Raw genomic sequence first — 13,595 nt, 5'->3', positions numbered from 1 at the left:
TCACAGACCCCCAGCACGCAACGTCTGCGCTTTACGCGCCTTGAGCCAGGCCAACGCTTCTGCCATGCGCTTCTCAAGCGCATCAGCGGAATGCACATTGGGTTCACGGCCTTCCTGTGCTCGAAATAATTTGATGCGTCGCCAGAGTACAATGGCCTCTTCCTCGGTCATTTGCACGCGGTTGGCGACCATGGCCGACTGCACATGCGCGAGAATGGTCGCGTCGAGCGACTTGGAGGCGACCTCAAACCGTTCGCGGAACGCGTTCACACTGTCGATAAGATCAATATCGAGATCGCGCACATTGATGAACTTGCGCACCATGGTGAGCAATGTGTTCGGCGCACTCTCGGGTTCATCATCCCCTGCTTTCGGCTGGCTCGGATCGAACTCGGCGTTAGGTTCCGCTATTCCATTCTCGGCTTCACGCCGCGCCAGCGTGAGAATATTCATGCGCGCGGCAAGATCCTGCCTTATGGCTTCAGTCTCATCGTCGGTCAGGTTCTCGTAGCGTTTCTCGATGATGTCGGTCAGGATCAGCTGCGTTGCCACTTCCGGCGCTGTTTCCGGCGAGAGCACGCGGGCATCCATCGCCTGACAGGCGCTGGCAACAAGATCGTGCATATCTTGTTCGCAAATCTCGCGGGAACGATGAGTTGGCGGCTCCATCAGCCCCTTGATGCCGATCGTCACCTGACCTTGGCCATCAACGCTGATCGGCTCGCGGATGTCGCCATCTTCGCGCCGGTAAAATTTGAAGTTGGGCGCCAGCACCTGCTCCATCAGCAACGAGCCCGAAATCGCCTTGAGCATGTCATTGACCGCATCGGTCACGACGCCGGTTTCAACCCCCGGCTCGGCAACCAGATTGGTGAACAAAGCCCGCGTCTTGCCCGGCGCATCACGGGTAGCACGTCCGATGATTTGCACGATTTCGGTTAACGAGGCGCGATAGCCGATGGTGAGGGCGTGTTCGCACCAAACCCAATCAAAACCTTCCTTAGCCATGCCCAGGGCGATGATGATGTCGACCTTGGCCCTGTCCGCCACATCGTCTCGCCTGCCGTCAATGCCCTTGGCTTCTCGCGACAATGCGGCCTTCACCACCTCACGCCCCGGCGCATCATTGACGAGATCGGCGATCTTTAGCACCCGCCCATCGGGCGTTTCGATCAGATCGAAACCCGTTGCGGCTTCAACGCCGACATGTTTGCCGATCAGGTCGATAATCCTGCCGACCTCGTTGTTCTTGTCGTCGTAGGCTTCCGCTGAGCCGCGATGGGGAATGTGGATGATCGTTTTGAGCTGGTCATCCAGCACATCGGGCAAGCCGTTGATGTATTTGCCCTTGTAGAAGCTGTAGTTGATGCCCAGAGCCTTGAGGTATTCATAGCCGTCAAGCTGCTCGTAATAGGAATAGGTGACGGTGGTGAACCGATCCTCATCTTCCGGGCGCAGCACCGGCACCGCATCGCCCCGAAAGTATGAGCCGGTCATGGCCATCAAATGCGTTTTTTCGCGCCCAACGATGCGGCGAAGGATGTCGCCCAGCCGATTGTGGTCGTCGGCAGAGACGTGGTGAAACTCGTCGATAGCGAGGAATACGTCATCGAACGCTTCAATGCCCTTCTCCTTTTCGACCGCATCAAAGCCAAAGCGGAAAGTGGCATGGGTGCACACAAGCACACGCGCATCCGATGCCAGAAACTCGGCAAAGGCTTTCACTTTTTGCGCAGTGGACCCCTCTTCCGTTCCTGACAGGCACAGGTTCCATTTGTCCTCGACCTGCCAGTCGGCCTCAAAGCCGTGGCTTTTCAGATCAGTAGAGCGAAACGAGCCGCCAATAGAAGTTTCTGGCACGCAGACAATAGTTTTGGCCAGTCCCTGATGGTTCATCTTGTCGAGCGCGATGAACATCAACGCACGACTTTTCCCAGCAGCGGGCGGAGCCTTGAGTAGCAGGAACTGGGCGCCGCGCGCAGCATAGGCGCGGGCCTGCATCGGGCGTTGCCCCAATGCGTTCGTCGCTTTGGAAATGCCGGATTGGCCGTAGGCGACATTGAGCATTTCGACCATTATTTGTTCCTCTTCGGCGCCACTTTGGCCGCGTAGAGTTTGAACAGGCGTTCAAGCCGTTCAGTGTCGTTGCGGAAGGGGCGGCCGATATACATGGTTTCCAGCAAGTCGTCGTTTTCCTGATGCACCGCCCGCAAATCGTCCGGCATTTTGTCGGGCTCGTAGAGATCAGCGATGGTCTTAGGATAGTGCTGATAGCGCGTTTTTAGAATGCGCCGCGCGGAGGCCGAAAGCTGGTCGAGCTGATCTGCAGTGAATTTTGGCACAGGAAAGGTGTTCCAGCCTAGCGTGTTGGAGTATCGGAAATCGCTCTTGATTTTTCCACAAACAGAAGCGATCCAAACCAAGTGCAAGCGCGAGCAAATAACAGAGATACACCAATCTCCGCCATTAATAATGGCATTGTTTGCATTTGACGGCACTGTAAGTTTTGGCGCCCTTTCGCAAGGCAGAACTTCACGGCGCTCGCTGGAATGTATCGGCACCAAGATTAGATCGTGTTCAGGTTCAATTCTGATTTGATCAAATTCATATGGGTGATCCGCCATCCGCCGAGTAGGCTCTTTAGTGCTCGCCAACCGAAATTGTCGGACTTGTTCAAAGCGCTTGGCTAGCCCTGGTATCTGCCCCGCCACGTGCGCTTCACCACGCGGAACCCAAATACAGTATCGGACTAGGCCTTTCGTGACTTCTTGCGCGCCCATGTAGCGCTTCATGAAATCGGCGCTAGCAGGATAGTTGGAAACCAAATCGTCGTGCTCACCCTGAGTGAGGATTAAGTGACCTCCATCTGCTGGCTTATTGCCGTAGTCCATGAATGGAAGGTCAAATAAACCTCGCCTCACTGGCTCCACAAATATGTCGTGACCACTTACCAAGTAGGCATTGATATTCTGCACTCGACTTTCGAGGTCCCGGTCATACAACCGTTTAAGACCATCTGACTTGTTACGCACTCCTACAATTGAACAAACTACCGCGGCATTGGCAGAGGCGTTATTGCTCCACCTGAACTCACGATGCGCAAAGTCTATTTCCAGGTCATCGCGCAATATGTGGGGCCAAAGGGCAGGCACGGAATACCCCTGACAAATAGAATTTGTAGACACCAGAGCCACTCTGGCCCGCCGTCCACGGATGTATTGAGACGCCTTAAAAAACCAAGCGGCCACATAATCGAAGGCGGCGAAACTTTTAACATGGGCGCCGAATACGTGCGCCATATCGTCCTTTTGCTTCTTGGTTTGGTAGGTGGCACCGAGAAACGGGGGGTTCCCCGCGATATAAACTTCTTCATTTTCCGCCGGCGGAGGACACACCGTATCCCAATCAACCCGAAGTGCATTGTCGGTGATTATGTGCCCACCATCGCGCAGGGGCAGCATCGGCGGCATCTGGCCGAACACGTCCGCGAACCGAGTATTGGCCTGATAATCGGCAATGAACAAGGCCAGCTTGGCCGTCTCGGCGGCAAAATCGGTGATTTCTATTCCGTGAAAATTGCCCAGCGCCACCGACGAAAACATCTGCATCAGCGGATTGGCCTCAAGATCGGCCAGCCGCTTCAGAAGGCGGATTTCCCGGTCACGCAATTCCCGATAGGCGACGACGAGGAAATTGCCCGAACCGCAGGCGGGATCGAAAACCCTTATTCTTGCCAGTCGCGATAACTGCGCCCTCAGGGCTGTTGGTTTGTCCCACGCCTTTTCTATCGCCGTATCCAGATCGTCGAGGAACAGCGGTCCCAATACCTTCATGATATTAGGCACCGACGTATAATGCATACCGAGTTCGGATCGCGCGCCCGGATCGGCGATGGATTGGATCATCGAGCCGAAAATATCAGGATTGATCAGCTTCCAGTTCAAATCGCAGGCATCGCGCAGATAGCGGAACGCCAGCGGATCAAAATTTGGCGCATCAATGCCATCAGCAAAGAGGCCGCCATTGACATATTCGAATTGTCTCGCCCATTCCGGCAGGCCCGCCCGCTGCTCCTTTGGCAGGTTCATGGCGGTGAACGCCTGCACAATGGTTTCCCGCGCATGTTCACCCTTGTTGCCGCTGTAGGAAAACACGGCGCGGGAGAACTGGCTCTCGGCAAAAATACCAACATCCTCGGAGAACAGGCAAAAGATCATCCGCGTCATGAACAGGTTCATGTCGTGGCGGCGCGCTGGAGTGGACCAGTCCGGGTTTCCGCGCATCAGCGCGTCATAGAGCTTTGCCAGTTTACCAGCAGCGGTGACATCGACCGGGTTTTCTTCCGCCGCCTGATAGCGATCCTTTCCCGCCGCCGGCAGCAGGAAAGAAAAGTGCCTCCCAAGCTCGGCAAATGCGCAGTGCAGGGTGTCGCCCGACTTCGGATGCTCGGCTGAAACCGTATCGCCATCAGTGGCAATTAGGATTGCTGGTTTGCCGCTGGCCGTCTTCTTGCTCGCGCGCAGTGAAGCAAGCGTTTCCTCAACCGCCCCTCGCGCCGCAGGGGCGTAGTGAAAGCGCTTGCTGAGCAATACGCCGCCCGGCAAATCGGATTTGTTGGTCGCGCCCCGCAACTTGGCGACGGTTGCCTTGGCACTATCGGTCGCGTGTGCAAATGCAAAGCCGAACTCGGCAGGATCAAACGGCTGTTTCGCAATCGCTTCGAGTGCGTCGGCAATCTCTGTGGGGTTCATGGCAAATCATACTGAGAATAGTCGAACAAACACTGGCACGGTGCATCACGCGGCGACAAGCCAGACGGGAGCCGCGCGGGACGCAAACGTCATAGAATGTATGTTTTATTAGGTTGCCGAAATCGCCGAGACGCCCGCAATCGCTGATGCTTCGGCCGTTTGAAGGCTTTGGTCGCGAGCGCGGGCCAGTGGCAACATCGTGTTTTCTAGCAGACCGCGACAAATCATGAGGTTCCTGTGCGCGAAGCCCGATCTCCTCTTCCTTTCACGTCGAGCGGTAATCTTTGTGCAAGGATGCTTCTGGCATTTGCACCCCGATTCAGCATGCAGGATGCGCGTCTGACAGTCAGATCGCGGCTGCCAGAGTGCTGAAGCGCTACGACAAATAGCGCCCGAGGATCGAGATCACTGTCTCACCAGTCATCCCAGAAGCGCGCTAGAGCAGTGAGGAAATCCTCGCAATCCGCCGGCTCCCAAGAAGTCGGGAAGCCGTTTCGGAGCAGATAGAATTGCTCATTGGCCGTGACGAAGTTCGTCTTGTCAGCGCGCGAGGTCCAGTTCCAGAACTGCAGAAACGTACGTTCAAATGAGTGGTCGAAGAGCGGGCTTGGGAGGTTATAGAGCAAGCCTTCGATGTAGTAGGACGGCGCCAGCCCGTCGCGGATCAGACCACCGCTGACCATGCGGTTGCGCATGTTCTTGATGACCCGCGCCATCGGCTTGAACCACCCATTGGTGCCCTGATGTTTTGTGGTGCAGTTGTCTGCATGCTGCTTGGGGTAGTTCTCAATGCGGAGCCCATCATTGCGGTAAAAGCAGATGCCTTCGACGTAGCTCTCATCGTACATCGCATTGAACCGGTGATAGCGACGGAAGCGCATGCAGGGGAGCACGTCGGCGTCCCGACGGTTTCCGTTGCCATCGACCCGTATGGCCTTGGTCCCCACGTGCACCGTGTTGCCGTATTTCGCCCGCATCCACGAAGCCACTTCGACCTTGAACTCGGCATATCCGTAAGGGACACCAGCGTACGCTCTGTCGAAGCGCGCGCGGGAATCGTCCGTGAGGCGGTCCACGTCGTACTGAAACGCATCATCTAGGCGCATGACAACGTCCACGTCGCTTTCAGACCAGACGTTAGTGTCGTTCCCGTAGGAACCCTGAAGGAAGGTCGAGAAACCGTGTCCACTGTATGGTGCGTTCGCGTCCTCAAGCGCTCCCTTGATGGCAGCGTAGGTGTCTCGCGATCCAGAGATCGATCCTTGCTTAGACCAAACTTCCAGCTGTTCTTCTGGTATCGCCATCCGTGCCCCCTACGACAGATATTCCCGGAGCACGCCTTCGTGCTTTGCGAAGGAAGCTCTTCCCCGCTGCCGGATGATGTTGAGCTTTGTTCGATCGTGTTCGAAGATGTCTGTAGCCATTTCAGGCTGGGTGAATCCTTCGCTGATCCGTACGGTCGCGATGTGACCGAAGAGGATGGTCCGCAGCTGATCCATCGACTGCGTATTGATCTCCATCGTCTTTTGCAGGAGCTTCACACTTGGCAGTTTCGAAGCCCACCAGAATGCGTCCAGGGGCTTCTTGATGGCCGGATACTCTCCAACACCTACACTGACCACGCGAAGCCGCTCAGGAGCTATTTTCAGGCCATTGGTGGCATCTGCGATCGCATACAGAGTAGGATTGTTGGCGCAGTAGCCACCATCGATCAGGTCCACCGTGTCACCAGAGCCCGTGGTAATCGTCTTGCGGGCAAAGAAGGGGTAAGCGGAGCATGAGGCTTGCACAGCATCCCCGATCGAAACACCGAAGCCAGGTTCGAACGATCCAGTCCGTCCATGCGCTTGAGCAATGTCGCTCTTGAAGATCATCGGACGTTCCATCACCCACTTTGTCGTCACGATCCCGATGTTGGTCTTAAGCGCATCGAAGCCGACGCCTTGGAACACCGCATCGGCCAAATCCTTCAGAGCCGCCGACTTCTCCCATGGCCAGGTCTTCGACATGATCTTCACTACATGCTCATCGTAAAGCGCGTGAACCTCGTCCACGCTCTTTCCTAGCGCCAGAAGCGAACCGATGATCGAGCCCGTAGACGTGCCAAAGATCAGGTCGAAGCGATCACAGAGCGGACCGCCGACCATGCGTTCTATCTCGTGCAGCACCCCAAGCGTGTAAAAGCCTTTGGCTCCCCCGCCATCAAGGCTCAGGATACGGAAGTAGTCATTTGCCATGTGACGCTCAGTTGGGTCTTTGGACTATTCTGTCAGGTATCGACCGACACTAGTAGAAACGCTAGGGTTTTCGCCAGTGCGGGAAATGGACCTCGCGTACCCTCGTAAGGTCCAGATTAGTGCGGTAGGTGCCGCTCCATAACGTGACACGTCTTCGTTCGTCATACGGTCAAAAGCGGGTCATCCCTAAATCTGCCCGGCCGCGAAAACTGAGCATAGAGCCATTCCAGGACGTCTTCGTCTAACAGTCCACAGACAAAGATCGACAACCAATTGTTCCTACTCTCGTGAAATTCATCCAGGCGAAACAACTCTTTCTCCAGGGTCATCCGCAGCTCGCCTTTTGAAGACGGATTCTGCGCAAGTTCGGTGCTCAGTTGTCCGGGGCGCCGGATCAGTTTCGCCCAGGTCCTCATCACAAACTGAAGAACGCCTGTTTTGCTCACCACGTTATCCATGTGAAACTTCACTGCTGGAAAACTCTCATCGTCAGGCGGCAATAGCACGCGCAAAGAGGCTACTGGTATCGGACCAAGTTCTGTGAACCGAGCTGCTAAAAGTCGCTCTCCGAGGACATTGTCGAAATAAGGATGTAGGATACGCTCTCCGTCGTGTGCCCCGATGAGATGGGTGCTACGCAAACCGTTGCATTTGCAAGCGGGCACCAGGTTCATCCCGAAAACCGCAAACTCAGGATAATCTGTTTTAGGAAGCAGGTGGTCGAGGGTGCCACTATGAAGAGAGCCGCACATCGGGCAAGTGTTAACCTCGCTCCGGGAACGTAGTTCCTTAATATGGAGAAGGTCAGTGTTTGGCGAATTATAATGCCCCAGTAGGTACTTTCCGATTTCGTCCGGGATGGGAACAGCATGCACCATAGAAGCATTGCCAGCTGCAGCAATATACTGCAGATAGCCGCCTCTCATAGCGTCGACGTATGGTTGTAGATGGGGATAGCTGCCTACGCGCGTGTTTTGGGATAACGCATGCAACGCAACATGGTCATCGAAGAAATCCGGGATTGGTAGCCTATTCACTTACCGCCTCCGGCACGGCGAGACATAACTGCTCGAATTTCGCCCAACAACTCCAATGACAGTTCATCTTTGTACCGAGCGAATACCTCGTCCCATGTGTTGGAGGACTGCGCAATGCGTTGCTCTACATCATTCCCTAGCAGAGATGGCTGGTCCTCACCGAAAACGAAGTAAGAAATAGCGCCGACATCAGCGCCAAACGTTTTGAGGGTAGGCGTGTCAATGATGATCGATCTATCTGAGCTTGATCGCAATACTCTAACCTGGTCTTCGAAAGCTTCGCGCACGAAATACACGGAGTGGGTTGCGATTATTGCCACAGAACCGGTTTCTGCAAGCAAACTATCAAGGACAGCCACAAACTGGCTGATTAATGAAGGGTGTAAATGGGTCTCAGGCTCGTCGAACAGGAGCAAGGTCCCGTTCTCTATGTGAAGGCTGGTGAGCGCAGCAAACCGTACAAACGATTGCTCCCCGCTCGACAACCTGTAGCTTCTCCCATCGATAAACCGGGTTGGCTCCCCGTCAGGGTCGACTGCTGCCATGTGACCAAGAAGCTCCTGCTCAGGCCGGGCGCGCAGGTCCGCTATCGAAACTCCCTGAGAGTATTTTTCTCGGCCAGGAAGCCTCAGTTCTTCGAAGCGCTCGATCTTAGACAGCGCGTTCAGAAAAAGGCGGAAGCGAGAATTATCCTTTATTCGTTCCCCTGCCCGTGCGAGCTGGACTATCAGGTCTGACGTCGCTTGATGGTTGCGCTGACCATCACGCCCGGTGAGTACAAACTTGCGGTACCAAACCCTAGACCCACGGCGACGAGGTGGAAAAACTGATGCAGAGGCCGTAGGTGCGAAAGCCAACAGACGATTGAATGTTGGTCGCTGGCCAGCAAGATCTCTAAGGTCGTTTGTGCCCCGCTGCGCAGCCTCAGCGATGCGTGACAAAGTCTGGCTTTTACCAACTCCATTTGGCCCAATCACCACAGCAAAACGCTTAGGTAAGATGGTCTCATGTTGAGCAAACTTGAAAGCTAGCTCGTGCTCGTTTGGCCGACCAGCGAGATGAAAGTTGACCACCAAGCCTTCGGAGATGCGCCCCAACTCCTCGAACTGTACGCCCTCTAAAATTGTGCTTGCGTTCTTCCAGGTGAAGTAGGCCTCAGTGGATCGCAAGAAGCCGATCTGAAACACATCTGAAATCTTTGCTCGTCGGAGCCAAGTGCGTCCTTTCGTAACAACCTCAGCCACAACCATGTCGTGTATTGCTTGAAGTGCCTTTTGAGCATCCTTTGGTCCCAGGCCTTCTACCAATCTCCTGTAGCCTGACATCTCGGGGAGCATAGTGAAGAATTCCGGCAACTTGGCCGGTTCCAGAAATTGCTCGTCGACATTTCGGAGCGCGTCATCAAGCAAGCGAGTGTCTGGATGGCGAACATCTGGAGCAATGAAGCCCAACAAACCTGGGACCACTATCTGCTCACCAGTTCGATCGTTATCTAACGGGTTTATGAAAATATCTACCCGGATGCGAAAACCGAAGTCGTTCCACTTGTCTTGCGACGGGCAGATCAGAATAGATCCCGGCTCCAGGGCGCTGATAGGTTGGGCCGCAAATACCACCCGATAGTCGCGATCGCTAGAATTTGGCATTTGTATCTCTGTCAGCACTCCGCCAGGAAACTAAATGCGCGCTTCTGGTCAGGCAAGATGCAGCGCTTGCGATCCGTGGCGCTTACGCCGCTCCGTGGTCATCGATTTTCAAGCGGGGTCATGTCAACATCATGGAAGGCGGTTCATTCCGCATTTCATCAGGTTCTCAGGCGACGAGCTCGAGTGCTTACCAACGCCAGTTCGAGCGAATGCTGACGCAAAAGTCGGCGAGAATTCTTAGCACGTTGTGACTGTCTGCACGACGAAGGCTGCACACCAATGCCACGCCAGGCGCGGCCACCTTATTGTTTGACACCATCCAGACGATTGGCGACGCTTGTGTAAAGTGCGGAGCGCCAATGTCACGATACAACCCCCACCACCCCTCTTCCAATCAAGTGTTTCACGCTGCCGAATTTTGGAAAAACAAGTGCCTTCTTGAAGATGGCTCTGCCTTCTCTACGGGGGAGATTTGGACCTACGCTCATACTCAAGAGTTAGTAACGCATTTCGTTTTGCAGCCCGACGAAGGTGAAGGGCATTTCCTTGAGAAGCTCAAGACCCAGCTTGCAAACTCATCTTCTGGAGCCAAGCGCCTTATGGCGGAGTTGCTCTGGGTCTACTGCCTTTTTCCTAGTAACTTTGGCCCGGAAGCAAAGCGCAGGCTTGTGCTGCCAGTATGGTCTTGGTCTGGGGCCACATTGGATCCTGCGACTCCGCTTTTGTCCGATGATACGCTCGGCGGACTAGGCTCGGGCGGCCCAGGAATACTCAATCACCGTTGGCGAGAAATCCGGTTCCTGGTCAATTTTGCCGCGCGAGTTAAGCAGCTGTCTCCGCATGAGAGAACGAGTTTGCTGCACGATCCATGGGCGTTCAACGACTTTGTGGACAGCACACCGGACCAGGGCAGAAGACAGCTAAAGCTCATACTACCACACCTCGTCTTCCCAGATACGTTTGAACGGATAGCAACCACAAGCGCTGTGCATGCTATACTGCAGCGTCTTGGGAACACCTCCCGCAGTGATATCAACGCAATGGACAAGCGAGCACAAGACGAAGCGCTCGTTAGGATCCGTGAGAGGCTTGAGGCTGACGCGGGTGAATCTATCGATTTTTATGAAGGCCCAATCTCAGTTCGATGGAATCAGGATGGTGTAGCGGCGCCCGAAACCAATGCTGCGCCAGCACAGGTCGCTGCAGGCGCATCACCCCCGCTCAACCAGATACTCTTCGGCCCACCCGGTACAGGAAAAACCTTCCGGACAATCGACAAGGCTTTAGCCATTGTTGACCCGGCGTTCTATGCAGAAAACCAAAGCGACCGCTCTCTACTTCATGAGCACTTCATAAAACTCGTAGAGGTGGGGCAAATTGCGCTCGTTACATTTCATCAAAGTATGAGCTACGAGGATTTTGTCGAAGGCATAAGAGCAAGCACCGATAAGGATGGGCAACTCTCGTATTTTGTCGAAGACGGAGTCCTCAAACGGATGGCTCGACCATCTACATCCATACGCGTCGGCCAAACGTTCTCCCGTGAGTATCGCGTGCTCCGGTCGACCACGGAAATCCTTTGGTTGCAGAAACCAAATAGAGCGAGCTTGCCTCTGGCGTGGGACATGCTCCACGAACTGACCGAACACGTTCGCAGCGGGACGATCTCAATCAATGACCTCCGGGAAGGCACCTGGTTTGAGAGGCTGGAAGATAGTCGACTAGAGAAATACATAGTCAATGGCTACAAAAATGTAATACCTGAAATCATCAGCTTCATGATCACCGCTGCCGACTCCAATCAGAGCGCAGGATTGAAGAAGGTACTAATAATCGATGAGATCAATCGCGGTAATATCTCAAAGATATTCGGCGAGCTGATTACCTTGATTGAACCTGACAAGCGTCTCGGGAACGACGAAGCGCTTTCGGTCACCCTTCCTTATTCCAAGGAGCAGTTCGGCCTTCCCAAGTCGCTGCATATTATCGGAACCATGAACACAGCTGACCGGTCGTTGTCAGCGTTGGATCTAGCCTTAAGACGTCGCTTCGTTTTCGAAGAGATGGAGCCAGATCCCGGAGTGTTAGCTGAGATCGAGATCGAAGGAGTTAACATTGGACAGCTTCTTACTGCTCTCAATGCAAGGATCGAGGTCCTTCTTGATCGTGAACACCGGCTTGGGCACGCCTATTTTACCCACCTCGACAGCTCACCAACGTTGTCTGCATTAGCCGCAGTATTTCAGACCCGCATCATACCTTTGCTGCAAGAATACTTCTTCGATGATTGGAAGAGGATCGCACTCGTTCTCAACGACGGCTACAAGCCAGTCGAGAACCGTGTTTTGTTGGAGAAAGACCGCAATATAAATTTACTGTTTGGCACAGACGTGGAGATCCCCGACCGCCCTAGTTGGACGGTCAATTGGGACGCCCTGAACCGAGCGGCTACTTATGAAGGCATGCTTCTCCCTTGACGGTGATTTCAGTACGGGAATTCGCGGTTCTAACCACTCAGGATGGCTCATTCAGCATAGATCGAGCCACTATTTCCGACGCCGACTTTGCGTGGCTTGCTGACAGTAGTCGCCGCTCAGCTGAGAACGCGTCGTTCATCAATGTTACTGGACGCGGCACGCTTACGGTCCAGAACTATGTCGGTGTCTTGAGACTGCCGAGCGGCAACGAGATCGAGGTTCTCCCAAAGCACACCCATGACCTCGATAGCGTGCATGGTTCGCGTCAACTCCTGTTCCGCATGATTGCGCAATCGCTTGGCATATCGCCCCGCGTTGCCGAAGCAGCCAATCTGAAGGTGCTCAATCGGCCTTTCACTGAATGGATGGCTGAGACCTTTCTCCGTGAAGCCCTTGTGTTGCTCTCCAGAGGCTTTAGACGCGACTATCTGCTGACGGAGACTAAGGAGCGGAGCTTGCGTGGCCGCTTGCATATAGCAAGACAAATGCGAGCAGGGCCTGCAGATGCTACTCACTTCCACGTAGAGCACGATATTTACTCATTTGATCGACCCGAGAACCGCGCTATTAAAAGTGCGGTAAGAATGATCTCGCGCCAAACAGCGGTAGCAAGCACATGGCAGACTGCTGCCGAACTACTCAACTTACTCGGCGACATTCCCGAAAGCCGAGACTTTACATCGGATCTCCGGAATTGGCGGTCTGATCGGCTTATGGCGCACTACGAGCCACTCCGCGAAATGTGCTCGCTCATTTTGACCGGCAGGACACCATTCGCGGTTTCGGGTCCGAACCTGGCCCAGTCCATGCTGTTCCCAATGGAGAAGTTATTCGAGGGTTTTGTAGTTCGCGCAGTGCAGAAAGCACTCCCCGCCGCCTTTCAAGTGCATCGCCAGCCACGAAGGCACAAGCTCTGCCACTTTGGGTCGGCCCAGTGGTTCGATTTGCGACCGGACTTGCTCGTCACCCGAGACGAAGAAGCCTGGATACTGGACGCTAAGTGGAAGATCCTGCATGGGGTGGAAAAAGAGCATTACGGCTTGAGCCAGTCTGATTTCTATCAACTCAACGCCTACGGGCAGACTTATCTCGGCGGCACCGGCGACCTGTTTCTAATATATCCTCGTACACCTGGCATTCCAGCGTTCGGCAAACCTTTTCGGATGCAACCAGATTTGCGTTTGTACGTGCTGGCCATCGATTTGGAGGATGGCTCGGTCGATCTTAGTCCTATCAAAGAAAGTGCGGGCCGCGTGGTCGATAACCGGCGCTCGAACTCTTCAGCAGTGGGTTTGCACACTTAGCAATAGGCACATGCCGGTTCCATTGTTGCGAAAGTTACAACTTTTGCAACGGCTTGCCGCGTGCAGGAAATCAATGGCTTGCGCGTTGCACAAGTCCGTTGCAGAGCGATGGCATGATTTATGGCTATGCCCGCGTTTCCACT

9 protein-coding genes are annotated in these 13,595 nt (G+C 54.5%); 3 read left to right on the top strand and 6 right to left on the bottom strand.

Annotated features, from left to right (window positions below; genetic code table 11):
- Positions 1-2,076 (bottom strand): DEAD/DEAH box helicase, encoded by a 2,076-nt coding sequence (locus J7557_RS18150; protein WP_291421444.1) that lies wholly within the window; start codon positions 2,074-2,076, stop codon positions 1-3.
- The gene (locus tag J7557_RS18145; protein WP_291421443.1) at positions 2,076-4,751 is read right to left on the bottom strand and encodes a DNA methyltransferase; all 2,676 of its coding nucleotides are present in this window, start codon (positions 4,749-4,751) and stop codon (positions 2,076-2,078) included. The genes J7557_RS18150 and J7557_RS18145 overlap by 1 nt, the downstream gene beginning before the upstream one ends.
- Before the next feature lie 226 nt (positions 4,752-4,977).
- Between J7557_RS18145 and J7557_RS21515 the strand changes: the two genes are divergently transcribed.
- Entirely contained in the window at positions 4,978-5,094 is a 117-nt protein-coding gene (locus J7557_RS21515) for a hypothetical protein (protein ID WP_286721932.1), read from the top strand.
- Between the two features lie 70 nt (positions 5,095-5,164).
- On the opposite strand, the gene J7557_RS18140 is transcribed toward J7557_RS21515, so the two are convergent.
- The 4 genes from J7557_RS18140 to J7557_RS18125 all read right to left on the bottom strand — a co-directional run bounded on the left by J7557_RS18140 (position 5,165) and on the right by J7557_RS18125 (position 9,671).
- Complete coding sequence (locus J7557_RS18140) at positions 5,165-6,055, bottom strand: nucleotidyltransferase (protein ID WP_286721933.1); 891 nt, start codon at positions 6,053-6,055, stop codon at positions 5,165-5,167.
- 9 nt (positions 6,056-6,064) lie between these two features.
- Positions 6,065-6,988, bottom strand: a complete 924-nt coding sequence (locus tag J7557_RS18135) for a patatin-like phospholipase family protein (protein WP_286721934.1) — start codon at positions 6,986-6,988, stop codon at positions 6,065-6,067.
- Positions 6,989-7,149: 161 nt separating this feature from the next.
- Entirely contained in the window at positions 7,150-8,025 is an 876-nt protein-coding gene (locus J7557_RS18130) for a hypothetical protein (protein ID WP_286721935.1), read from the bottom strand.
- Complete coding sequence (locus J7557_RS18125) at positions 8,022-9,671, bottom strand: AAA family ATPase (protein WP_291421442.1); 1,650 nt, start codon at positions 9,669-9,671, stop codon at positions 8,022-8,024. The genes J7557_RS18130 and J7557_RS18125 overlap by 4 nt, the downstream gene beginning before the upstream one ends.
- Positions 9,672-10,030: 359 nt before the next feature.
- Here J7557_RS18125 and J7557_RS18120 point away from each other — a divergent pair, with 359 nt between their 5' ends.
- Entirely contained in the window at positions 10,031-12,148 is a 2,118-nt protein-coding gene (locus tag J7557_RS18120; protein ID WP_286721939.1) for an AAA family ATPase, read from the top strand.
- 2 nt (positions 12,149-12,150) lie between these two features.
- Complete coding sequence (locus J7557_RS18115) at positions 12,151-13,452, top strand: McrC family protein (RefSeq protein WP_291421543.1); 1,302 nt, start codon at positions 12,151-12,153, stop codon at positions 13,450-13,452.
- The last annotated feature ends 143 nt before the right edge of the window (positions 13,453-13,595 follow it).

The sequence above is a fragment of the Devosia sp. genome, from assembly GCF_017744655.1.
Classification (GTDB): Bacteria; Pseudomonadota; Alphaproteobacteria; order Rhizobiales; family Devosiaceae; genus Devosia.
The sequence above is the reverse complement of the archived record's forward strand: the minus strand, read 5'-3'. Positions and strand labels throughout refer to the sequence as shown.